We start from the raw sequence: 23,670 nt of genomic DNA on the forward strand, positions 1-23,670 counted from the left end.
AAGGATCCTCAGGCGGTTTTACGCAGCAGGCCGTGTTTCTTCAGGTGAACCAGCAGGATGGAGATGGCCGCCGGGGTGATGCCGGAGATGCGGGAGGCCTGACCTATGGTCTGCGGCTTGGCATCATTCAGCTTGGCGATCACCTCGTTGGAGAGACCGTTCACGTCGCGGTAGTTCATGTCCAGCGGCAACAGGGTGTTCTCGTTGCGCAGTTGCTTCTCCACCTCGTCGTGCTGGCGCTCGATGTAGCCGGCGTACTTGATCTGGATCTCCACCTGATCCGCCGCGGCCGCGTCTTCCAGCGCCGGGCCGACCCCCTCGATGGCCATCAGGGCATCGTAGGTCACCTCGGGGCGACGCAGCAGCTCTTCCAGGCTCTGCTCCCGGGTCAGGGGTGTGTTGACCAGGGCGTTGACCGCCTCCAGCGACGGGTGCTGCGGGTGGATCCAGGTCGAACGCATGCGCTGACGCTCCAGCTCCACCTGCTCCATCTTGGTGTTGAACAGACTCCAGCGATGGTCATCCACCAGACCCAGCTCGCGACCTATGGCGGTCAGGCGCAGATCGGCGTTGTCTTCCCGCAGTAGCAGACGGTATTCGGCGCGGCTGGTGAACATGCGGTAGGGCTCGCGAGTGCCCAGGGTGGAGAGATCGTCCATCATCACGCCCATGTAGGCCTGATCCCGGCGGGGATGCCAGGCATCCTTGCCCTGGGCGCGCAGACCGGCGTTCAGACCGGCCATCAGCCCCTGGGCGGCCGCCTCTTCATAGCCAGTGGTGCCGTTGATCTGGCCAGCGAAGAAGAGGTTTGGAATGCACTTGCTCTCCATGTTGGCCTTGAGATCCCGCGGATCGAAGAAGTCGTATTCGATGGCGTAGCCGGGGCGGGTGATGTGGGCATTCTCGAAGCCACGGATCGAACGGACGATCTGTACCTGCACGTCGAACGGCAGGCTGGTGGAGATCCCGTTCGGGTAGAGTTCGTGGGTGGTCAGGCCTTCCGGCTCGACGAAGATCTGGTGCGCCGTCTTGTCCGCGAAGCGGGTGATCTTGTCCTCGATCGACGGGCAGTAACGGGGGCCTATCCCCTCGATCACCCCGGCGTACATGGGGCTGCGATCCAGGTTGTTGCGGATCACCTCGTGGGTCTTCTCGTTGGTGTGAGTAACGTAGCAAGGCACCTGACGGGGGTGCTGGCTGGCGTTGCCGATGAACGAGAAGACGGGACGAGGATCGTCGCCGTGCTGCTGCTGCATCACGGAGAGATCCACGGTGCGGGCATCGATGCGTGGCGGCGTGCCTGTCTTGAGCCGATCGATACGCAGCGGCAGCTCACGCAGACGCTGGGCCAGGGCGATCGAGGGAGGATCCCCGGCGCGGCCGCCCTTGTAGTTTTCCATCCCGATGTGGATCAGGCCGTTCAGGAAGGTCCCTACCGTCAGCACCACCGTCTTGCCGCTGATGCGGATCCCGCTCTGGGTGACTACGCCGGCGACACGATCCCCGTCCATGACGAGATCGTCACAGGCTTGCTGGAAGATCTTCAGGTTCGGGTAATTTTCCAGGGTCTGGCGCACCACGGCCTTGTAAAGCAGGCGATCCGCCTGGGCACGGGTGGCACGCACCGCGGGCCCTTTGGAGGAGTTGAGGGTACGGAACTGGATCCCGCCAAGATCGATGGCCTGCGCCATGATCCCGCCCAGGGCATCCACTTCCTTGACCAGGTGTCCCTTGCCGATCCCGCCGATCGCCGGATTACAGGACATGTGTCCCAGCGTATCGATGTTGTGGGTCAGCAACAGGGTATTCAGGCCCATACGGGCCGCCGCTGTTGCTGCTTCGGTTCCTGCATGACCGCCACCGACGACGATCACATCAAATTGTTCATGGTATTGCATTGGGGATCACCTTGATCTGCACGCCTGAAGATCTTTATTTGCCTGGGCTGAAGGGCGGATCATTCTATCCGTTTAGCCTCTTGAGGGGAACGTCTACTTCAGGATCAGTATGGATGCAGGATCCGTTAGTAGATCTTAAGGATCTTTAGATCGATCTTTTACTGGATCTTTTATTAGGATCCACGATTTCTGTTGATAAGCCCTTTTTGATCATAAAGATCATCCGTTTAAAGACGATCCCAGCTTGTGGAAAAGCTTGGATCCCAGGGCCGTGAACGGGGGGATAACCAGTGGTTTTATACACAGACCAGGACTGGATAAGATCTCATACATGGATAACTATAGGTTTTACAGAGCTTAACACTATAGTTATGCACATTACCCCTGGGCGTTGTGGGTAACCGTGTAGAACAACTCTCCCGGATCTATCTGTTAATAACCTGGTGGATAGGAATTTGGGGATAAGCGGGGAGATCAAGGTGTTTTTACCGGATCTCCCACGCCCTGATCAGGCGATCATCTGCATCCAGTCATGGATCCAGGCTTCGGCTGCATCTTCCGGGATCTCGTGCTGGGTCACGTCTATCTCCAGACGATCCCCGATCCGGCTGGCGCCGCACTCGGCCAGCAGCCGATCCAGCGTCTTGCCACCCTGACAGAAGGTGTCATAACTGCGGTCCCCAAGCCCGATCACTCCATATTTCAAGGCGTTGAGATCCGGATGCTGGTCGGCAAGATCCTTGGCGAAGGGCTGAAGATTGTCGGGCACGTCGCCGGCACCATGGGTCGAAGTGATCACCAACAGGATGGCATCCGGCTCCGCCAGCACCTCGGCCAGGCTGGCCGGGTTGTGGATCCGGGTCTGGTGGCCCGCCTGTTCCAGCAGGCTGGCGACATGATCTGCGACATATTCGGCGGCGCCCAGCATGGAGCCGACGACAAGATTGAGTTTGGCCATGGAATGGATCCTGATGTCATCGAAAGAAACGGAGAGCCGGGATTCTACCGCCAAAGGATGTGGATAAATATGGATAAAGCTTGGGGATAAGGATCCTTCACGATTTTTATGGCAGAGGCCGCCCTCGCCATCTTTTTTCATCTTCCCTTGTGTTCCCTTCTCTTGATCACCCTCCTGAATGAGTCTTTCTGCCGGAAATGCCGTCCGTTGATACAACAGGTAACAATAGAGATGCAAATGATTAGCAATTATTGAATCGATTCGATCATGGCTCTTGTAGTAGCATTGTGCCGATTTATTCGCCTAAGGAGTCGGGCAGACCGGCCGCATTGGGCACCCATAATAAGAAACCAAAATATAACTCATTGATATTTGAGACACTTATATGATTGCGCAAAAAAATACCCAAAATGCAGTGATGCGAAAGAAGGGGGCTCAGCTGTTGCCGCTCTCCTGCCTGCTGGCTAGCCTGCCCGTTCTGGCTGCGGAACAAGCGGATAAAGAGCTGCCCAAGGCGGCTGAAACCATGGTGGTCACCGGCACCGCCATGAAGGTCGAAGTGCCCATGGCAGAGACCCCACGCGCCGTCTCCGTGGTCAATCGCGAGGAGCTGGATCAGCACGCCGTGCAGCAGCTCGACGAGTCAGTGCGCTACCGCTCCGGCGTGCTCACCGGCCTGTATGGCTCGGACAACAACACCGACTGGTTCAAGGTCCGTGGCTTCGATGCCGCCCAGTACCTGGATGGCAACCGCCTGTTCAGTACCGGCTACTATGTGTGGACCCCCGAGCCCTTCGGCCTGGAAAGTGTGGAGCTGCTGAAAGGCCCGGCCTCCATCCTCTACGGCGAGGCCCCTCCCGGCGGTGTGATCAACTCCATCAGCAAGCGTCCGACCGCGACCCCGCAAGGGTTGGTCAATCTGCAACTGGGCAACCGGGATCTGCGCCAGGTCGGGGTCGACTTCTCCGACGATCTGACCGACGACAGCCGTTATCGCATGGTTGCGCTCTATAAGGAGCGCGACGGCGTGCTGGATGGCACTTACAACGAGCGCGCCTACTTGGCGCCGAGCGTGACCCTGGATATCTCGGATCGCACCAGCCTCACCCTGCTGGCCAGTTTCCTGCACGACGAAGGGGTGCCCACCAACGGTTTCTTCCCCGTCTATGGCACCCTGAATACCTCGGGCGGCCAGATCGATCCCGGCACCAATCTGAGTCAGCCGGATTACGATCGCAACCGCAACACTCAGATCTCCACCGGCTACGAGCTGGCCCACCAGTTCAACCAGACCTGGGAGTTCAAGCAGAACGTCCGCTTCAACTACAACGATCTGCTGCTGCGCCAGACCTATATCTTCCCGACTTACGAAGGCACCACCGCCTACCGTGGCCTGGTCTACCGTGATGGCGACACCAAGAGTGCCACCATGGACAACCAGATGGTGGGTTACTGGAACACGGATCGCACCGAGCAGACTCTGCTGCTGGGGATCGATCTGCAGCGTCACGTGAACGAAGGGGTCGAGGCCGACAACTACGGCATGGGATCCATCGATACCATGAACCCGGATTACAGCGGCTTCCCCGGTTTCGATGAGTCCACCGCCACCTATCAGAAAAACACCAAGGGCCAGAGTGGCCTTTATGCCCAGCACCAGATCCGCTGGGACGATCGCTGGTTGCTGACCGCCGGCGGCCGTTTCGACTATGTGGAGACCCACAACATCAGCGAAGCCACCAGCAAGAACGAGAAACAGTACGATGACAACCTCTCGCTTTCCGGCAGCCTGATGTACCTGGCCGACAACGGCCTCTCCCCTTACTTCGCCTATGCCGAGTCGTTCGAGGTGTTGCCGGGTATAGATCCCAACACCAAGAACTCCTACAAGCCGCTCGAGGGCAAGCTGTACGAGACCGGCATCAAGTACGCGCCCAGCTTCCTCGATGGCTACATCAACCTGGCGCTGTTCGATCTGGAGCAGACCAACTCGCTGGTCTCTACCGGCTCAGGCCAGCAGACCCAGGCTGGCGAAGTGACCTCCCAGGGCGTCGAACTGGAAGGGAGCGTGCAGGCCACAGAGGCGCTGCGCCTGACCGCTGCTTATACCTACACCGACGCCAAGACCAACGACACCGGCAACGGTGATCGCCAGGCCAGCCTGATCCCGCGCCACCAGGCCTCCTTCTGGGGCAACTACAAGGTGCAGCAGGGTCCGGTCTCCGGGCTGGAAGTGGGCACCGGGGTGCGTTACATCGGCTCCAGCGTCGGCATAGGTGCCGTGGATGCCAACTACAACCCCATCTACGGTTCGGCCCAGGTGCCGGCCCAGACGGTGTGGGATGCGATGATCGGGTATGACTTCGCCAAGAACTGGCGTGCCCAGGTCAACGTCAACAACCTGCTGAACGACACCTATGTGGCGAGCTGTGATTACTACTGCTACTACGGTGAGCCGCGCAGCATAGTCGGCTCAGTCAACTACCGCTGGTAAGATACAGGCCGGGCGGGAGCCTCAAGCTCCCGCCCTCCTTCTTTTTGTATACAGGCCTGTCATGGAACTCTTGTCACTGGTTTACCGCCAATACCGTTGGCCCTTCATCGCCATTACCCTGCTCAGTCTGCTCAGCGCTGTGAGTGGGATAGGCGTCATTGCCTTTATCAATCAATACCTTATCGAGTCAGTCGGCGATCCGCTACCGATCCTGGGCCAACTGCTCGGCCTCATTCTGCTGTTGCTGGTGATCACACTCGGATCCCAGCTAGCCCTGACCACCCTCGGTCATCATTTCGTCTACAAGTTGCGCGGCCGCCTGCTCAAGCAACTGCTGGACACCGACGTCGCCCGCATTCGCCAGATTGGGCAGGGGCCGCTGCTGGCCTCCCTCTCCAGCGACATAGGCCAGATCACCATCGCCTTCGTGCGCCTGCCGGAGCTGGTGCAGGGGCTGGTGCTCACCCTGGGCTCCATCATCTACCTCGGCTTGCTCTCTCCCGCCCTGCTCGGTGTCACCGCCCTCTGGGTCACAGTGACCATGGTGGTGGGCTGGCTGCTGGTGAACCGGGTCTATCGTCACCTGGCCCAGATGCGTCAGGCCGAAGACAGGCTCTACCAGAACTACCAGTCCATCATCGCCGGCAGCAAGGAGCTGGCGCTCAATCGCGAGCGTGCCCACTTCGTCTACCACCAGCTCTATGAGCAGAACGCCCGGGATTACCGGGAGCAGATCATCCGCGCCGATACCTATCACCTGAGCGCGGTGAACTGGTCGAACATCATGATGCTGGGGGCCATAGGCCTGGTCTTCTTCCTGGCCAATGGCCTCGGCTGGGCCAACACCAATGTGGCCGCCACCTTCGCCCTGACCCTGCTGTTCCTGCGCACCCCGCTGCTGCAGGGCATTGGCGCCCTGCCGACCCTGATCTCGGCCCAGGTGGCGTTCGACAAGATAGCGACCCTGAATCTGGCCGAGCCTGAACCTGCCTTCCCGCTGCCGCCGGCCCCCAGTGCCTGGCAACGGATCGAGCTGGAGGAAGTGAGCTTCCACTATCAGGGGGAGGGCGGCTTCGCCGTGGGGCCCATCAATCTGACCATTGAGCGGGGGGAGCAGATCTTCATCATAGGCGGCAACGGCTCCGGCAAGTCTACTTTGGCCATGCTGCTGACCGGGCTCTATCAGCCGGTCTCTGGCCGGATCCTGCTGGATGGTGAACCCATCGCCGATCGCAACGCCTACCTGGCGCTCTTCTCCGCCATCTTCACCGACTACCACCTGTTCCAGCACCTGCTGGGGCCTGAGCCTAAAGAGGCCCTGGTAGCCGAGTGGCTGGAGCGGCTGCAGATGGGCAGCAAGCTCGCCATCGAGGAGGGCTTCATCGCCAACATCGATCTCTCCCAGGGGCAGCGCAAGCGGGTCGCCCTGCTGCTGGCACTGGCGGAGCAGCGCGAGGTGATGCTGTTTGACGAGTGGGCGGCGGATCAGGATCCCCAGTTTCGCCGCATCTTCTATCAGGTGCTGTTGCCGCGCCTGAAGGAGATGGGCAAGACGGTGATCGCCATCAGCCACGACGATCTCTATTTCTCCCTGGCGGATCGCCTGCTGGAGATGCGTCAGGGCCGCCTCACCGAGCTGACCGGCGAGCGGCGCGAGCAGGTGAGCCGGGATGCCGTCGCCCATCTGGATAGCGAGGTGCCGGTCTGATGCCGTCCGCAAGGGGGAGGCGAGAGCCTGTCCCCTTCAGCACAGGAATGAATCATGTTTGAGAGGAAATCTGCCGGCTTTATGGTGAACGATCGCCGAGCCTGCACGGGAGCCGATGATGTTTGAGATGAAAGCCGCTAGTTTCGCGGTCAATGACCGCACGCTGCTGCAACCCACCAGCCTGCGCTTCGAGCAGGGTCAGGTCTATGGCCTCATCGGCCACAACGGCTCGGGCAAATCCACCCTGCTCAAGCTGCTGGCACGCCAGCAGCCCCTGAGCGATGGGGAGATACTGTTCGATGACAAGCCGCTGTCCGACTGGGGCAACCGGGACTTCGCCCGTCAGGTCGCCTATCTGCCACAACATCTGCCGAGCGCCGAGAACCTGCTTGGCCGTGAGCTGGTGGAGATGGGGCGCTATCCCTGGCGTGGTCTGCTGGGGCGAATGGGGGAGGCCGATCACCGCCAGGTCGACAAGGCCATAGCACTGACCCATACCGAGGGGTTTGCCGACCGGCTGGTGGATACCCTCTCTGGTGGCGAGCGGGGCCGGGTCTGGCTGGCCATGCTGCTGGCCCAGGAGAGCCGCTTCATCCTGCTGGACGAGCCGCTGGCCGCGCTGGATGTGGCCCACCAGGTGGAGGTGCTCGCGCTCGTCAAGCAGCTCAGTCGCCAGCTCAACCTCGGGGTCATCATCGTCATTCACGACATCAACATGGCGTCCCGCTTCTGCGATCGGCTGGTGGCGCTCCACAGCGGTCGTCTGCTGACCCATGGCGAGCCTTCGCGCATCATGACCGGCGAGACCCTGCATGCCATCTACGGCATCCCGATGGAAGTCATTCGCCACCCGGCCCATGACCACGCCATCGCTATCGTCTAGTCGGGGTCCTCTCTTGAATCGTCTACTGAAGATTGCCCCCTGTCTCGTCAGCCTGCTGTTGCCGCTGGCGGCGCAGGCTGAGTCGCAGCCCGCAGCCCCTGCTGCCGGCGGCACGGTTCCGCGCATCGCCACCGTGGACTGGACCATAGCCGAAACCCTGCTGGCCCTCGGCGTGACCCCGCTGGCCATGGGGGATGTGAACTCCTATCGTGCCTGGGTCGGCGAACCCCGGCTCCCCGCCGAGGTGATCGACATAGGCCTGCGGGCCCAGCCCAACCGGGAGCTGCTGGCGGAGCTCAAGCCCGATCTCATCCTCATATCCCCGCTGGCGGCACCGCTGGCGCCAACCCTGTCCCGCATCGCGCCCGTGCAGTCCATCGCCCTCTATGAGCCCGATGCCGAGCTGTGGCCGCGACTGCGCGAGGCGACACTGACCATAGCCGCGCTGGTGAACAGAACCGCCGAGGCCGAGCGCCAGCTCGCCGCGCTGGAGCGGGATCTGGCGCAGATGAAGGGGGCGCTGCCCGCCGATCTGCCCCCCTTGCTGGTGGTGCAGTTCATCGACGAGCGCCATGTGCGGGTGTTTGGCCGCCACAGCCTGTTCGAGGCGGTGATGCAGCGGCTCGGCCTGCGCAATGCCTGGCAGGGGGAGACCAACGCCTGGGGCTTCTCGGTGGCCAGTCTCGAGCAGTTCTTGGCCATTCCCGAGGCCAGGCTGGTGGTGGTGGATCCCATTCCCGTGGGGGTGAGTGAAAAACTGCAGGAACCCGGGCTCTGGCAGCACCTGCCGCTGGTACAGAACACGCCTGTGCTGCATCTGCCCGCGACCTGGAGTTTCGGCGGCATGCTGGCCGCCCGTCGTTTCGCCACCTTGCTCGGCGAGGCCCTGCAGGAGCAGGCAAGCGTGACCCTCAAGGGAGAAGCCCAATGAACCGTTTTGTCTCCTCTCCCTTGCTGCGCCCGGGCCTCTGCCTGCTGACGCTGACCCTAGTGCTGGCCTGTGGTGAGCTGGCGCGCCAGCTGCCGGGCTCCCTCTGGTGGCAAGCGCTCTTCTCTCCCAGGCTGGACGACGCCCGCCAGGCTGTCATCCACTTCAGCTGGCTGCCGAGACTGGTGGTCTGCCTGCTGGCCGGTGCCGCCCTCGGTCTCGCCGGCACCCTGATGCAGCAGGTGCTGCGCAATCCCCTCGCGTCCCCCACCACGCTCGGGGTGGCCTCCGGTGCCCAGCTGGCGCTGATGATGGTGACCCTGTTCGCCCCCTCCTGGCTGCTGATCGGCAGGGAGTGGATCGCCATGGCCGGTGGCAGCCTCGCCATGGGGCTGGTGTTTGCCCTGGCCTGGCGTCGCCAGCTCAATCCCGTGGTCATCGTATTCGCCGGGCTGGTGATCAACCTCTATCTCGCGGCCATCAGCATGGGGCTGCTGCTCTTCTTCCAGGAGGAGCTGAAAGGCCTGCTGGTGTGGGGCAGCGGCTCCCTAGCCCAGAACAGCTGGAGCGGCGTCCTCTACCTGCTGCCGCGGCTGCTGGTAGCCGGGGCCCTGGCCGCGATGCTGGTCCGCCCCCTGGGCGTGCTGGAGCTGGACGATGCCAGCGCCCGCAGTCTGGGGGTCTCCCTCAAGCAGCTGCGCTTCGCCGGACTTGGGCTCGCGGTGTTCGTCACCGCCTGTGTGGTGAGCGTGGTGGGGCTGATCGGCTTTATCGGGCTGGCGGCGCCGGCCATGGTGCGACTGCTGGGGGTGAGGCAGCTCGGCCAGCGCCTGCTGTGGGCACCGATCCTCGGCGCCTTGCTGCTGGCTGCCACGGATCTGCTGCTGCAATCCATGAGCCGCTTCTGGCCGGTGCTGATCCCGACCGGGGCCATGACGGCCTTGCTGGGGGCGCCGCTGCTGCTCTGGCTGATCCCTCGGCTTGCCTTCAAGTCGGGTGCCCCCAAGGCCGCCAGCGGCCTGACGGTGGCACGCCATGGCGCCCCTGCTCGCCTCATCAGCCTGCTGCTGATCGGGTTGGGGATTGCCATCCTGGGCTCACTGCTGGTCGGGCAGGGGATGCACGGCTGGAGCTGGCCGAGCTGGCTCAGGTGGCAGGCCCAGCTGGAGTGGCGCCTGCCGCGCACCCTGGCGGCGGGCGCGGCCGGGGTCTTGCTGGCCCTGGCGGGCACCCTGCTGCAGCGGGTCAGCAACAACCCCATGGCGAGCCCCGAGCTGCTGGGGGTGAGCGGCGGTACCTTCATGGGGGTGATAGCGACGGCCTTGCTGCTGCCCGCCCTGCCGCTGCCCATGATGCTGCTGGGGGGCCTGATTGGCGCTTTCGGCTGCCTCTTGCTGCTGGTGCTGGTCAACCGCAAGCACGGCTTCCAGCCTGAGCGGATCCTGCTCTCCGGCATCGCCATCACGGCGCTGTTCGAGCCGCTGCAGGCCATCGCCCTGGCCAACGGCGATCTGCGAGTGCAGCAGCTGCTCTCCTGGATGTCCGGCTCCACCTATTACGTCACCCTGCCGGTAGCCTATGGCCTGACGGGGTTGGCGCTGCTGATGCTGGCGGCCTGCCTGCTGGTGAGCCGCTGGCTCGAGCTGATGCCCATGGGGCCTGCGGTGGCGACGGCGCTCGGCATTCGTCTTAACCGTGCCCAGCTCATCATCTTGCTGCTGGTGGCCGTGCTCACCGCCAGCGCCACCATGGTCATAGGGCCGCTCTCCTTCGCCGGCTTGCTGGCCCCCCACATGGCCAAGCTGATGGGGCTGGTGCGGGCCCGCTGGCACCTGCTCGGTGCGGCAGGGTGCGGGGCCCTGCTGATGGTGTCGGCGGACTGGGTCGGCCAGCAGATCCTGTTCCCGCAGGAGGTGCCGGTCGGGCTGGTCTCCACCCTGTTAGGGGGCGCTTACTTCATGTGGTGCCTGCGCCGCCTCTAGGGTTGTGAAGAAAAAATGCACAAAAAAAAGCCCGGGATCATCCCGGGCTTTTCATTGCCTGCCGTGCAGGTTTATTTGCCGATGCAGAAGCTGGAGAAGATGCGGCCCAGCAGATCGTCCGAGCTGAACTCGCCGGTGATCTCGGACAGGGACTCCTGCGCCAGGCGCAGCTCCTCGGCCACCAGCTCGCCGGCCACATAGACCTCGAGCTGCTCCTTGGCCACCAGCAGCCGCTCGGCGGCGCGCTCCAGGGCATCCAGGTGACGGCGGCGGGCCATGAAGCCCCCTTCGGTGTTGCCCTGGAAGCCCATGCAGGCTTTCAGGTGCTCGCGCAGGGCGGGCAGCCCCAGCTCTGTCTTGGCTGAGATGCGGTAGACGGCGTGGCCCAGTTCCTGGCTAGGTTCCAGATCCTCGCCGGTCAGGTCGGCCTTGTTGCGCACTACCGTGAGGCCGATGTTTTTTGGCAACCGATCAACAAATTCCGGCCAGATCTCCCGCGGGTCGACCGCGTCCGTGGTGGTGCCATCCACCATGAAGAGCACCCGGTCGGCCTGCTCTATTTCGGCCCAGGCACGCTCTATGCCGATCTGCTCCACCTTGTCCTGGGTATCGCGCAGGCCGGCGGTGTCTATGATGTGCAGCGGCATGCCATCCAGATGGATGTGTTCCCGCAGCACGTCGCGGGTGGTGCCGGCGATTTCGGTGACTATGGCGGACTCGCGGCCCGCCAGGGCGTTGAGCAGGCTCGATTTGCCGGCGTTGGGACGACCGGCGATCACCACCTTCATCCCTTCCCGCAGCAGGGCGCCCTGCTTGGCCTCGCCGCGTACGCCATCCAGCTCTGCCATGATGCCGTACAGATCCCCCGCCACCTTGCCGTCGGAGAGGAAGTCGATCTCCTCGTCCGGGAAGTCGATGGCGGCCTCCACATAGATCCTCAATCTGGTGAGGCTCTCCACCAGTTGCTGGATCTTGCCGGAGAACTGCCCCTGCAGGGAGTGCATGGCGCTGCGGGCTGCCTGTTCGCTGGAGGCTTCGATCAGATCGGCGATGGCCTCGGCCTGGGCCAGATCCAGCTTGTCGTTGAGGAAGGCGCGCTCGCTGAACTCGCCGGGACGGGCGGGGCGTATGCCTTCGATTTGCAGGATACGGCGTATCAGCATGTCCAGGATGACGGGGCCGCCGTGGCCTTGCAGCTCCAGCACATCCTCGCCGGTGAAGCTGTTGGGGGCCTTGAACAGCAGGGCTATGCCCTGATCCAGGGGCTGTCCCTGCTCGTCTTTGAACGGCAGATATTCGGCATAACGCACCCTGGGCAGTCGACCGAGCACGATTTCGGCGACTCGTTCGGCGGCGGGGCCTGAGACGCGGACTATGCCGACGCCACCCCGGCCGGGGGCGGTGGCCTGGGCCACGATCGTATCTGTTGTCATCTTGCTTGACTCGTCTGTTCGGTAATTGGGGGACATTGTAATAAAAAAGGCGGCCCTAGGGCCGCCTCTTTTGTCATCAGGGAAGATGGGCTGTGCATCAAGTGCGTGAGTGCAGGCCTTTCTTCTCCAGCTGACGATAGATGATGGTCTGCTGGATGATGGAGATGACGTTGCTCACCAGCCAGTACAGGGTCAGACCTGCCGGGAACCAGAGGAACATGAAGGTGAAGATGATCGGCATGAACTGCATCACCTTCTGCTGCATCGGGTCCGTGATGGTGGTCGGGCTCATCTTCTGCAGATACCACATGGAGGCACCCATGAGGATTGGCAGCACGAAGAAGGGGTCCTTCACCGACAGGTCGGTGATCCACAGGGCGAACGGCGCGTGACGCAGCTCGACAGACTCCATCAGTGCCCAGTAGAGGGCGATGAAGATGGGCATCTGCACCAGGATTGGCAGACAGCCGCCGAGCGGGTTGACCTTCTCCTTCTTGTACAGCTCCATCATGCCCTGGGACATCTTCTGGCGATCGTCACCGAAGCGTTCCTTGAGCGCAGCCAGCTTGGGTTGCAGCATGCGCATCTTGGCCATGGAGGTGTACTGGGCCTTGGTCAGCGGGAACATGATGCCGCGTACCAGCAGGGTCAGCATGATGATGGCCAGGCCCCAGTTCTGGACGAAACCGTGGAACACGGTCAGCAACCAGTGCAGCGGCTGGGCGATAAACCAGAGCCAGCCGTAGTCGACGGTCAGGTCCAGGTGGTTTGCCACCTTGGCCATCTGATCCTGCAACTTGGGACCGACCCACAGCTTGCCGCTCACTTCGGCCTGCTGACCGGCAGCCACGTCAACCAGCGGCGCCTTGTAGCCTATGATGGCCTGGTCTTTACCCGGGATCACGCGGCTGTAGAAGCTGTTGGTGTCCTCGGCGTTCGGTGCCCAGGCAGAGACGAAGTAGTGTTGCAGCATGGCGACCCAACCACCCTTGGTAGTCTTGTTCAGGTCGGCATCCTTCATCTCGTCGAAGGTGTACTTCTTGTAGCGGGTATCTTCGCTGGAGAAGGCACCACCACGGTAGGCACTGGCCACCATGGCATGACCTTCCTGGTCCTTCGGCGTGGTCACTGTCTGTTTCAGCTGACCGTAGAACTGCACCTGAACCGGCTCGGCAGACTTGTTGTCGATCTTGTAATCGACGCCGATGGCGTAGTCACCGCGCTTGAGCACGAACTCCTTGGTGAAGACCACGCCCTTGCTGTCGGTCCAGGTCATCGGCACGACGACTTGATCCTGACCGTCGGCCAGCTGGTAGCTGGTCTGGGCGGCTTCGTAGGTGGGACGACCCTGGGGCTGGCTGTCAGGACCATCGCGACCGACCAGACCGCTCTGGGCAACATAGAGGTGCGCAGGCTGGCTGGTCAGCAGGGTGAACGGCTGTTCCTTGCCTTCTTCCAGCTTGTGGGCCAGCAGTTCGGCAGAGACGATGTCACCGCCCTGGGTATCCAGGGTCAGCTTGAGCACGTCGGAGGAGACGGTGACAAGCTTGCGTGCGGTAGTGGCGTTGGCTTGCTCGGAAACCTGAGGAATATCACCGGTCTGACCGGCTTCAGGTACGAAATGTTCGGTTTGGGCCACGGTAGTCGGGGCCGGCTTCGGAGCCTTGTCGGACTCCCACTGTTGCCAGAGCAAGAAGCTCACGAACAGCAAACCGATCAGGAGTAAATTGCGTTGTGATTCCATAGTCTTCAGTTTCTTCGCTTTGGTTGCGGAACCGGGTCATAACCACCCTCGGATAAGGGATGGCATTTTAATAGACGTTTGCTGGCTAACCAAACGCCTTTTATGAAACCGTGAAGTCGGATTGCTTCTATCGCAAATTGGGAACAAGTCGGGGTGAAACGGCAGCGCGGCCCGAGCAGGGGACTAATGATTAGCTGATACAGGCGTATCAGTTTGATAGCTACCCATTGCAACGGCGTGACAGAGTGCGCCATAGCTTTTCCAGTAACTTGAACAGCTCTTCGTTGTCCATCTCCTTTACGCCACCCTTGGCTATGACAACGATGTCGATAGCGGGCAGATTGGCCTGATTGAGACGGAAGCTCTCCCGTACCACTCGTTTGACACGGTTACGCCAGACGGCACGCTTGAGTGCTTTTTTGGGCACAGCCAGGCCAAGACGGGGGTGTTCGAGGGAATTGGGGCAAGCAAGAAGCGTAATTTGCGGAGAAGCGGCCCGGACAGGCTCGGCGAAAACGCGTTTGAAGTGTTCGGGAGTTAACAGACGTAACTCCCGAGAGAAGGTGTGCTGGGTAGGCATTAGACTACCAGGCGGGCACGACCCTTGGCACGACGAGCGGCCAGAACTTTGCGGCCGTTGGCGGTAGCCATGCGAGCGCGGAAACCGTGAGAGCGCTTGCGCTTCAGGTTGGACGGTTGAAAAGTACGTTTCATGATTCGATTCCGTATTTCTGTACAGTTTTGATTGTCACACTTAGCCGACGCGCCAGCTATAGCGTGTGACGACTAGCAAAAGAGGCCGAATTCTAAACAGAGTTCGGCTTCTCGTCAATCCGCCGTTCCCTCTCATCTTCTTCTGGCTCAACAATAAGCAGGAGAAGCTGGCAGGATCCAGAGGATCAAGGGCCCCGAATTATACTGGCAACCCCGGGTTAAACAAGGATCCACCAAGAAAAAAGGCGGCCAGGCCGCCAAAGAGAGAGCTATTTAAGGACTTTCCGCAAGAACTCCCGGGTACGGGGATCCTTGGGATCGACCAATATCTGATCCGGCGGGCCCTGTTCGACGATCCGGCCCCCCTCCATGAAGATCACCCGATCGGCGACATCACGGGCGAACTCGATCTCGTGGGTCACCACCACCATGGTCTGGTGCTGGCGGGCGAGCTCCTTCATCAACCCCAGCACCTCGTCGACCCATTCGGGATCGAGGGCCGAGGTGGGCTCGTCAAACAGGATGACCTTGGAGTGAGCCGCCATGGCGCGGCCGATGCCGACCCGCTGCTGCTGGCCGCCGGACAGGGACGCCGGGTAGGCATCCTGCTTGTCGGCGAGGCCTATGTCCTTGAGGATGCCAAGGGCGGTGGCACGAGCCTCCGCCTTCGGCTGTTTCCAGACGGTGATCAGCCCCTCGGCTATGTTGTCCAGCGCCGTCTTGTTGGCGAACAGGGCATAGTTCTGGAACACGAAGGAGGCGCGCTTGCGCAGCTCTATGGCCTGCTGCTCGCTGGCATGGGCCAGATCCAGCTCAAGGTCATCGATGGCAAGGGTGCCTGCATCCGGGGTCTCCAGCAGGTTCAGGCAGCGCAGCAGGGTCGACTTGCCGGTGCCGGAGGGGCCGATGATGACGACAATGTCCCCCTTCTTCACCTCCAGATCGATGCCGTTCAATACCTGATTGCCGTCATAGGCCTTGGCAAGACCCGTTAACTTGATCATGACAGGTCTCCTTTAACAGGCGCGGCTGTTGAGAGGTATATCCAGCCTGTGCCGCAAGTGGGTAATGGCTTGTTCATCATCGCTGGCATCCTCTTAGTAAGCACGATTGAGGCGTACTTCCAGCAGGTGCTGCAAGCGGGTAAAGAAGATCACCACCACCCAGTAGACCAGGGCCACCGCCATGAAGCTCTCGAAGAACTTGAAGGAGGAGGAGGCCTCCATCTGCGCCTTGCCCATGATCTCGGCCACCCCCAGGGTAAACGCCAGTGAGGTGCTCTTGATCATGTCGATGAAGTAGTTCATCAGCGACGGCGTCGCGATGCGGGCCGCCTGCGGCAGTATGATCCGCCGCATCGCCTGATAACGACTCATGCCGATGCTGAGCGCTGCTTCCATCTGACTCTTGTGGATGCCGAGAATGGCGGCCCGGATTGACTCGGCCATGTAGGCGGCGAAGTGCAGGGTCAGACCTATGATGGCGGCGGTAAAGGCATCCATCCCCACGAAGATCGGGAACAGTTGCGGCAGCCCGTAGTAGAGCAGGAACAGCTGGACGAGCAGGGGGGTCCCCCGGAAGAACGAGATATACAGCATCGCCAGCCAGTGAATTGCGGGAACGCGAAACACCCGTACTATCGCCAGGGCCAGCGACAGTACGAGTGCCAATACGAATCCCCACAGGGCCATTTCCATCGTAGTGCCCAGGTATTTGAGCAGGATGGGAAACAGCCCTAGCGTGTACTCGAGATCAAATTCCATCATTTATTTGCTGGTGATGTCCGCTGCAAACCATTTTTCCGAGATCTTGGTCAGGGAACCGTCTTTACGCATGGCGGTCAGTGCCTCGTCGACCTTCTTCAGCACGGCCTGTTTTTCCGGGGTCTTCAGGAAGGGCAGGGCGTTCTCGATAGTCTCGAACGGTGCGCCGGCCTGTTGCAGCGGCAGCTTGGATTCCTTGATCAGCTGGGCGGTGGAGACGCGGTCCATCACGAAGGCATCGATGCGACCTAGGGCAACGTCCTGCTCGAAGCTGGAGTCATAGGTGCGGATGTCGATCTTCTTGTTCGGGTCGTTCTTGCGCAGCAGCTCTTCGAAGTTGGAGCCCAGGTTCACCGCGACCGTCTTGCCTTCCAGATCCTTGAGACCGTGGATGGTGCTGTTGCCCTTGCGCACCACTATCTGGGCGCCGTCATAGACGTAGGGCTGGGAGAAGGCGTACTTGGCCTTGCGCTCGTCGGTGATGGTGATCTGGTTGGAGATGGTATCGACGCGACCGGTTTCCAGCATGCCGAACAGGCCGGAGAAGCTGGCGGTGACGAACTCGACCTTGTAACCGGTGCGCTCACCGATCTGGTTCCACATGTCCACCTCGAAGCCTTGCAGCTTGTCCTGCTTGACGAAGGTGAACGGGAAATACTTGCCGGACATGCCGACCTTGATGGTTTCCTGGGCGATGGCCTGGCCGGACAGGCTGGCCAGCAGAATGGCGGCGCCGGAGATCAGCTTGATGGTGGATTTCATGGGGATTCCTCTCTCTGTAGTTCTGTATTTTTAGTTGTATTCACGGGTTGGCGCTGATGTTATTGGAATAAAATATAAAGAATAAATGATATTTGGTTATATAAAATAACCGCAGCAGCAGGGTCTCATTCTGTCCACATCGCCGCTCGGTGGCTGTGGGTAACTTTGGGGATGAAATCAGATCCTGGGGCGTTGGATCCTTGAAAGTCAAGGATCTTATTTGCTGGATCCGTGCGGCGGCAACTGGAGATCCAGCCACTAAAAACGTAGAATAGCCGGTCTTTACTTAATCAATTGACGGGAGTCTAGAGTGACTGCTTCGCTATGGCAGCAGTGCCTTAACCGGCTGCAAGATGAGTTGCCCTCGGCAGAATTCAGCATGTGGATCCGGCCGCTTCAAGCGGAGTTGAGTGACAATACTCTGACCCTGTATGCACCGAATCGCTTCGTTCTGGACTGGGTACGCGACAAGTACCTGCTCCGGGTCAATGGCATCATCAACGAGCTGTGCGGAGCCGATGCTCCCACCCTGCGTTTTGACATCGGTAATCGTCCCCATCCCGTCGCGGTCGCCAGAGCGCCGGCGCGTGGTGTCGATCCTGTGAATAACTCTCACAAGAGCTGGGAAAGCAAGGCGGAAGCCAAGCCCGAGCCGAACCACAAGAGCAACACCAACGTGAACTACACCTTCGAGAATTTCGTCGAAGGTAAGTCCAACCAGTTGGCCCGTGCGGCGGCCCGTCAGGTGGCCGACAATCCGGGTGGCGCTTATAACCCGCTGTTCCTCTATGGCGGCACTGGTCTGGGCAAGACCCACCTGCTGCACGCCGTTGGCAATGCCATCAAGGAACGCAAGAAAGACGCCAAAGTCATCTACATGCACTCCGAGCGCTTCGTCCAGGACATGGTGAAGGCGCTGCAGAATAACGCCATTGAAGAGTTCAAGCGTTATTACCGTAGCGTCGATGCCCTGCTCATCGATGACATCCAGTTCTTCGCCAACAAGGAGCGCTCCCAGGAGGAGTTCTTCCACACCTTCAACGCCTTGCTCGAAGGTAACCAGCAGATCATCCTGACCTCGGATCGTTATCCGAAGGAGATCAACGGTGTCGAGGATCGCCTCAAGTCCCGCTTCGGCTGGGGTCTGACTGTCGCGATCGAACCGCCTGAGCTGGAGACCCGCGTCGCCATCCTGATGCGCAAGGCGGACGAGAACCAGATCCATCTGCCGGACGAAGTGGCCTTCTTCATCGCCAAGCGTCTGCGCTCCAACGTCCGTGAACTGGAAGGTGCCCTCAACCGGGTGATCGCCAACGCCAACTTCACCGGCCGTGCCATCAACATCGACTTCGTGCGCGAGGCGCTGCGCGACCTCTTGGCCTTGCAGGAGAAGCTGGTCACCATAGACAACATCCAGAAGACGGTGGCGGAGTACTACAAGATCAAGCTGGCGGATCTGTTGTCCAAGCGTCGTTCCCGCTCCGTTGCCCGCCCGCGTCAGCTGGCGATGGCACTGGCCAAGGAGCTGACCAACCACAGTTTGCCAGAGATAGGGGATGCCTTTGGTGGCCGTGACCACACCACCGTTCTTCATGCCTGCCGCAAGATCGAGCAGCTGAAGGAGGAGAGTCACGACATCAAGGAAGACTATTCCAACCTGATCCGTACCCTCTCGTCCTGATAACAGAACTGAGTGGACAGATGGGGCTCGAATATTCCAACCTGATCCGAAAATTTTCCTCCTAATCACAACGGAGAGCACAGATGCAGCTCGAAATTAGCCGTGAGGCCCTGTTACGTCCTCTGCAACTGGTGTCCGGTGCCCTGGGTGGCCGGCCGACTCTGCCCATCCTCGGCAACGTCCTGCTCGATGTCAGCAATGGCCTGCTATCGCTGACCGGGACAGATCTCGAGGTGGAGATGATAGGCCAGGTCTATCTCAGCAGCGACAGCCAGGATGGGCGTACCACAGTACCGGCCCGCAAGTTGCTGGATATCTGCCGCGGCCTGCCGGAAGGGGCGGATATCCGTCTCAACACCGAAGGGGATCGCCTCATCATCCGCTCCGGTCGTTCCCGCTTCAATCTATCGACCCTGCCGGCGACCGAGTACCCGAACATCGAGGACTGGGAATCCGTGCTCGAGTTCGACATCAGCCAGCTGGAGCTGAAGAAGCTGATCGATGCGACACAGTTCTCCATGGCCAGCCAGGATGTGCGTTACTACCTGAACGGCATGCTGTTCGAGAGCGAGGGCCATGGCCTGCGCACCGTCGCCACCGACGGTCACCGCCTGGCCACCTGCCGCCGCGAAGTGGTCGGGGAATCGCTGCCCGATCATCAGGTCATCCTGCCCCGCAAGGGCGTGCTGGAGCTGGTGCGCCTCCTGGAGGCGGAAGACAAGCCGGTGCGGTTGCAGGTCGGTCGCAGCAACCTGCGTGCCGCCCTGGATGGCTTCATCTTTACCTCCAAGCTGGTGGATGGCCGCTTCCCGGACTGGCGTCGCGTCATTCCCCGGGGGAGCGACAAGGCCCTGATCGCCGGTCGTGAGGATCTGCGCCAGGCCTTCGCCCGCGCCGCTATCCTCTCCAACGAGAAATTCCGTGGGGTGCGTCTCAATCTGCAGGAAAACCTGCTGCGCATCACCGCCAACAACCCGGAACAGGAAGAAGCCGAGGAGCTGCTTGACGTACAATATGCCGCTGGCGAGATGGAGATCGGCTTCAACGTCTCCTATGTGCTGGACGTGCTGAATACGTTAAAATGTGACCAAATCCGGATCAGCCTGAGCGATTCCATCAGCAGTGCCATTATTGAGGATTTTGACAGCCAAGATGCCCAGTATGTGGTGATGCCGATGCGGATCTAGTCGTGTCCCTGGTCAAACTCCAGCTCAGCGACTTTCGCAACATCCAGCACGCCAGTCTCGCGCTGTCCCCCGGCCTCAATATCCTGGTCGGGTGCAATGGCAGCGGCAAGACCAGCGTGCTGGAAGCCATCCATTACCTCGGTCTCGGTCGTTCTTTTCGTACTCACCTGACCGGGCGGGTCATCCGCCAGGGGGAGCGGGCCTTTACCCTGTTTGCCCAGTGCGAGCTGGAGGGGCGTCAGGTGCCCATCGGGCTTGCCAAGGACAAGGGGGGCGAGACCCAGCTCAAGATCGCCGGGGCCCAGGCCCAGCGATTGGCCGATCTGGCCGAGCTGTTGCCGGTGCAGTTGATCCACCCCGATGGTTTCAACCTGCTGACCGGCGGGCCTCAGGCTCGCCGGGCCTGGCTGGACTGGGGGGTCTTCCATCAGGAGCCGACCTTCTTCTCCCTGTGGGGACGGGTGCGGCGTCTGCTGAAACAGCGCAATGCGCTGCTGCGCCAGAGCAGCCAGTATCGCCAACTGGCGTTCTGGGATCAGGAGCTGGTGCGGCTCGGGGGTGAACTGGCGGAGTTTCGCGCCAGTTACTGTCAGGCCATTACACCCCTGATCAAGGAGATGACGGCGGATTTTCTGCCGGAATTCGACATCAGCCTCGGTTTCTATCGGGGCTGGGAGAGAGAGACTCCCCTCGGCGACTTGCTGGAGGCGGGGTTCGAGCGGGATCGTTCGCTGGGATACACTGGGGTCGGTCCGCAGAAGGCGGATGTGCGGCTCAAGGCGAACGGGGTGCCCGCTCAGGATATTTTGTCCAGGGGTCAGTTGAAGTTGCTGGTTTGTGCCATGCGACTGGCTCAAGGGCTCTATTTGAATCAACATAGCAGCCGTGGCTGTATTTTTTTAATTGACGATTTTGCCTCTGAACTGGATGTCGACAAACGTCGCCTGCTGGCCGCAAGGCTGAAGCAGTGCGCGTCCCAGGTGTTTATCACCGCCATCGATACCGGTCAGCTCGCAGACATGATGGATGCGAGTGACTGCAAGCTGTTCCACGTGGAACAAGGCAAGATCTCCGAAACGTTAGAGAAGGCAGAGAGTAAGCTATGAGTGAAAATACTTACGACTCCTCGAATATCAAGGTGCTGAAGGGCCTGGATGCGGTCCGCAAGCGCCCGGGGATGTATATCGGCGATACGGATGATGGCTCGGGCCTGCACCACATGGTGTTCGAGGTCGTCGATAACTCCATTGACGAGGCTCTGGCTGGCTACTGCTCCGATATTCAGGTCAAGATCCATTCCGACGGTTCCGTCTCAGTGCGTGACAACGGCCGGGGTATTCCGGTCGACATGCACGAGGAGGAAGGCCGCTCCGCCGCCGAAGTCATCATGACGGTGCTGCATGCCGGCGGCAAATTCGATGACAACTCCTACAAGGTATCCGGCGGCCTGCACGGCGTGGGTGTCTCCGTAGTTAACGCCCTCTCTGACAAGCTGCTGCTGACCATACGTCGCAACGGCCACGTCTACGAGCAGACCTATCACCTGGGTGAGCCGCAGGCGCCGCTCAAGCAGATTGGCGACAGCACGGGCACAGGTACCGAAGTGCGCTTCTGGCCGAGCCCGACCATCTTTACCGATACCCTGTATCACTACGAGATCCTGGCCAAGCGTCTGCGTGAGCTCTCTTTCCTGAACTCAGGTGTCTCCATCCGTCTGCTGGACGAGCGGGATGGCCGAGAGGCTCACTTCTGCTACGAGGGTGGCATCAAGGCCTTCGTCGAATACCTGAACCAGAACAAGACCCCGATCCATCCCAAGGTGTTTCACTTCACCACAGAGCAGGATGGCATCGGCGTCGAAGTGGCGATGCAGTGGAACGACGCCTATCAGGAAGGGGTCTATTGCTTCACCAACAACATACCGCAGCGGGATGGTGGCACCCACCTGGTGGGCTTCCGTACCGCGCTGACCCGTACCCTCAACTCCTACATGGACAAAGAGGACTACAGCAAGAAGGCCAAGTCTGCCGCCAGTGGCGACGACGTGCGCGAAGGTTTGATTGCGGTCATCTCCGTCAAGGTGCCTGATCCCAAGTTCTCCTCCCAGACCAAGGACAAGCTGGTCTCTTCCGAAGTGAAGACAGCCGTTGAACAGGCGATGGGCGAGAAGCTGGCCGACTTCCTGCTGGAAAACCCGGGCGATGCCAAGATAGTGGTCAACAAGATCATCGATGCGGCCCGTGCCCGTGAAGCGGCCCGCAAGGCCCGCGAACTGACTCGCCGCAAGGGCGCGCTGGACATCGCCGGTCTGCCCGGCAAGCTGGCGGACTGTCAGGAGAAAGACCCGGCCCTCTCCGAACTCTACATAGTGGAAGGGGACTCTGCTGGCGGCTCCGCCAAGCAGGGTCGAAACCGCAAGAACCAGGCCATACTGCCGCTCAAGGGCAAGATCCTGAACGTGGAGAAGGCCCGTTTCGACAAGATGATCTCCTCGCAAGAGGTGGGCACCCTGATCACGGCACTGGGCTGTGGCATAGGTCGCGACGAGTACAACCCGGACAAGCTGCGTTACCACAACATCATCATCATGACGGATGCGGACGTCGATGGTGCGCACATCCGAACCCTGCTGCTGACCTTCTTCTACCGTCAGATGCCGGAGATCATCGAGCGTGGCTACGTCTTCATCGCCCAGCCGCCGCTCTACAAGGTCAAGAAGGGCAAGCAGGAGCAGTATCTGAAAGACGAAGACGCGCTGCTGCAGTACCAGACCTCCATGGCGCTGGACGGTGCTACCCTGCACGTCAACGAGTCTGCCCCTGCCATAGGTGGCGAGGCGCTGGAGCGTCTGGTCAACCAGCACCGTGCCGTCTCTCACCTGATCACCCGCATGTCCCGCCGTGCCCCGGATGCCGTGCTGACCCAGCTGATCTATCAGCCTGAGTTGAACGAAACCCTGCTGGCCAGCGAGAGCGATCTGCTGGCCTGGTGCCAGGGGATGGAAGCCGTGCTCAACGAGAGCAACCACGGCATCCAGTACCAGATCCAGGTACGTCGCGACGAGGAGCGCAGCCTGTACGTGCCCCATGCCGTGGTGCGTCAGCACGGTGTCGACCGGGAGTACCCGATCAGCTACGACTTCCTGCAATCCTCCGAGTACCGTCAGCTGGTCTCCCTGGGCAAGGAGATCGCCAACCTGATCGAGGAAGGCGGTTTTATCAAGCGTGGCGAGAAGGTCAAACCTGTGGCCAACTTCGTGGAAGCCGTCGACTGGCTGATGGGCGAAGGCAAGCGTGGCATCTACATCCAGCGCTATAAAGGGTTGGGTGAGATGAACCCGGATCAGCTGTGGGAAACCACCATGGATCCGGAAGCCCGTCGCATGCTGCGCGTCACCATAGACGACGCCGTCGGCGCCGACCAGCTCTTCTCCACCCTGATGGGTGATGCGGTCGAGCCTCGTCGTGACTTCATCGAGACCAACGCCCTGCGGGTCGCCAACCTCGACGTCTAATCCGGACGCACCCTCGCGATT

General features: G+C 60.9%; 19 protein-coding genes. 9 read left to right on the forward strand and 10 right to left on the reverse strand.

What is annotated here, in order from left to right; genetic code table 11:
* Window positions 1-8: 8 nt before the first annotated feature.
* Together mnmG and mioC are read right to left on the reverse strand one after the other, a co-directional pair.
* Window positions 9-1,898: a tRNA uridine-5-carboxymethylaminomethyl(34) synthesis enzyme MnmG gene (gene mnmG, locus OC537_RS19800; RefSeq protein ID WP_106885383.1), complete on the reverse strand. Its 1,890-nt coding sequence runs from the start codon at window positions 1,896-1,898 to the stop codon at window positions 9-11.
* Between the two features lie 508 nt (window positions 1,899-2,406).
* Window positions 2,407-2,856: an FMN-binding protein MioC gene (gene mioC, locus OC537_RS19805; protein ID WP_025328874.1), complete on the reverse strand. Its 450-nt coding sequence runs from the start codon at window positions 2,854-2,856 to the stop codon at window positions 2,407-2,409.
* A gap of 385 nt (window positions 2,857-3,241) precedes the next feature.
* Between mioC and OC537_RS19810 the strand changes: the two genes are divergently transcribed.
* The 5 genes from OC537_RS19810 to fhuB all read left to right on the forward strand — a co-directional run bounded on the left by OC537_RS19810 (window position 3,242) and on the right by fhuB (window position 10,851).
* A complete protein-coding gene (locus OC537_RS19810) occupies window positions 3,242-5,350 on the forward strand; it encodes a TonB-dependent siderophore receptor (protein ID WP_262113853.1) in 2,109 nt (702 codons plus the stop codon).
* Window positions 5,351-5,411: 61 nt separating this feature from the next.
* Window positions 5,412-7,058, forward strand: coding sequence for a multidrug ABC transporter permease/ATP-binding protein (locus OC537_RS19815; RefSeq protein WP_262113855.1), 1,647 nt, complete (start codon window positions 5,412-5,414; stop codon window positions 7,056-7,058).
* A 118-nt stretch (window positions 7,059-7,176) separates the two neighbouring features.
* Window positions 7,177-7,941, forward strand: a complete 765-nt coding sequence (locus OC537_RS19820) for an ATP-binding cassette domain-containing protein (RefSeq protein ID WP_106885380.1) — start codon at window positions 7,177-7,179, stop codon at window positions 7,939-7,941.
* 13 nt (window positions 7,942-7,954) lie between these two features.
* Window positions 7,955-8,872 carry an ABC transporter substrate-binding protein gene (locus tag OC537_RS19825; RefSeq protein ID WP_262113860.1) on the forward strand — a complete coding sequence of 306 codons (918 nt, stop codon included), beginning with the start codon at window positions 7,955-7,957 and terminating at the stop codon, window positions 8,870-8,872.
* On the forward strand, window positions 8,869-10,851 hold the full coding sequence (fhuB, locus tag OC537_RS19830; RefSeq protein WP_262113861.1) for a Fe(3+)-hydroxamate ABC transporter permease FhuB: 1,983 nt from the start codon (window positions 8,869-8,871) through the stop codon (window positions 10,849-10,851). The genes OC537_RS19825 and fhuB overlap by 4 nt, the downstream gene beginning before the upstream one ends.
* A 71-nt stretch (window positions 10,852-10,922) precedes the next feature.
* Here fhuB and mnmE read toward each other — a convergent pair whose 3' ends face one another.
* The 8 genes from mnmE to OC537_RS19870 form a co-directional block, all read right to left on the reverse strand.
* The gene (mnmE, locus tag OC537_RS19835; RefSeq protein WP_111911365.1) at window positions 10,923-12,284 is read right to left on the reverse strand and encodes a tRNA uridine-5-carboxymethylaminomethyl(34) synthesis GTPase MnmE; all 1,362 of its coding nucleotides are present in this window, start codon (window positions 12,282-12,284) and stop codon (window positions 10,923-10,925) included.
* Between the two features lie 97 nt (window positions 12,285-12,381).
* A complete protein-coding gene (yidC, locus tag OC537_RS19840) occupies window positions 12,382-14,028 on the reverse strand; it encodes a membrane protein insertase YidC (RefSeq protein ID WP_106885377.1) in 1,647 nt (548 codons plus the stop codon).
* A gap of 5 nt (window positions 14,029-14,033) precedes the next feature.
* Entirely contained in the window at window positions 14,034-14,282 is a 249-nt protein-coding gene (gene yidD / locus OC537_RS19845) for a membrane protein insertion efficiency factor YidD (protein ID WP_010672280.1), read from the reverse strand.
* Window positions 14,249-14,608 carry a ribonuclease P protein component gene (gene rnpA, locus OC537_RS19850; protein WP_025328882.1) on the reverse strand — a complete coding sequence of 120 codons (360 nt, stop codon included), beginning with the start codon at window positions 14,606-14,608 and terminating at the stop codon, window positions 14,249-14,251. The genes yidD and rnpA overlap by 34 nt, the downstream gene beginning before the upstream one ends.
* The gene (rpmH, locus tag OC537_RS19855) at window positions 14,608-14,742 is read right to left on the reverse strand and encodes a 50S ribosomal protein L34 (RefSeq protein WP_005307156.1); all 135 of its coding nucleotides are present in this window, start codon (window positions 14,740-14,742) and stop codon (window positions 14,608-14,610) included. Before rpmH ends, rnpA begins: the two co-directional genes overlap by 1 nt.
* A 269-nt stretch (window positions 14,743-15,011) precedes the next feature.
* Entirely contained in the window at window positions 15,012-15,746 is a 735-nt protein-coding gene (locus OC537_RS19860) for an amino acid ABC transporter ATP-binding protein (RefSeq protein ID WP_106885376.1), read from the reverse strand.
* A gap of 93 nt (window positions 15,747-15,839) precedes the next feature.
* On the reverse strand, window positions 15,840-16,508 hold the full coding sequence (locus OC537_RS19865) for an amino acid ABC transporter permease (protein WP_205597016.1): 669 nt from the start codon (window positions 16,506-16,508) through the stop codon (window positions 15,840-15,842).
* Window positions 16,509-17,267 carry an amino acid ABC transporter substrate-binding protein gene (locus OC537_RS19870; protein WP_106885375.1) on the reverse strand — a complete coding sequence of 253 codons (759 nt, stop codon included), beginning with the start codon at window positions 17,265-17,267 and terminating at the stop codon, window positions 16,509-16,511.
* 310 nt (window positions 17,268-17,577) lie between these two features.
* Between OC537_RS19870 and dnaA the strand changes: the two genes are divergently transcribed.
* The 4 genes from dnaA to gyrB all read left to right on the forward strand — a co-directional run bounded on the left by dnaA (window position 17,578) and on the right by gyrB (window position 23,649).
* Entirely contained in the window at window positions 17,578-18,948 is a 1,371-nt protein-coding gene (dnaA, locus tag OC537_RS19875; protein WP_025325183.1) for a chromosomal replication initiator protein DnaA, read from the forward strand.
* Window positions 18,949-19,031: 83 nt separating this feature from the next.
* Window positions 19,032-20,135: a DNA polymerase III subunit beta gene (dnaN, locus tag OC537_RS19880; protein WP_025325184.1), complete on the forward strand. Its 1,104-nt coding sequence runs from the start codon at window positions 19,032-19,034 to the stop codon at window positions 20,133-20,135.
* 2 nt (window positions 20,136-20,137) lie between these two features.
* A complete protein-coding gene (gene recF, locus OC537_RS19885) occupies window positions 20,138-21,241 on the forward strand; it encodes a DNA replication/repair protein RecF (protein WP_005326309.1) in 1,104 nt (367 codons plus the stop codon).
* Complete coding sequence (gene gyrB, locus OC537_RS19890) at window positions 21,238-23,649, forward strand: DNA topoisomerase (ATP-hydrolyzing) subunit B (protein WP_106885373.1); 2,412 nt, start codon at window positions 21,238-21,240, stop codon at window positions 23,647-23,649. Before recF ends, gyrB begins: the two co-directional genes overlap by 4 nt.
* The last annotated feature ends 21 nt before the right edge of the window (window positions 23,650-23,670 follow it).

This window comes from Aeromonas sp. Marseille-Q5825 (assembly GCF_946892685.1).
Classification (GTDB): domain Bacteria; phylum Pseudomonadota; class Gammaproteobacteria; order Enterobacterales; family Aeromonadaceae; genus Aeromonas; species Aeromonas rivipollensis.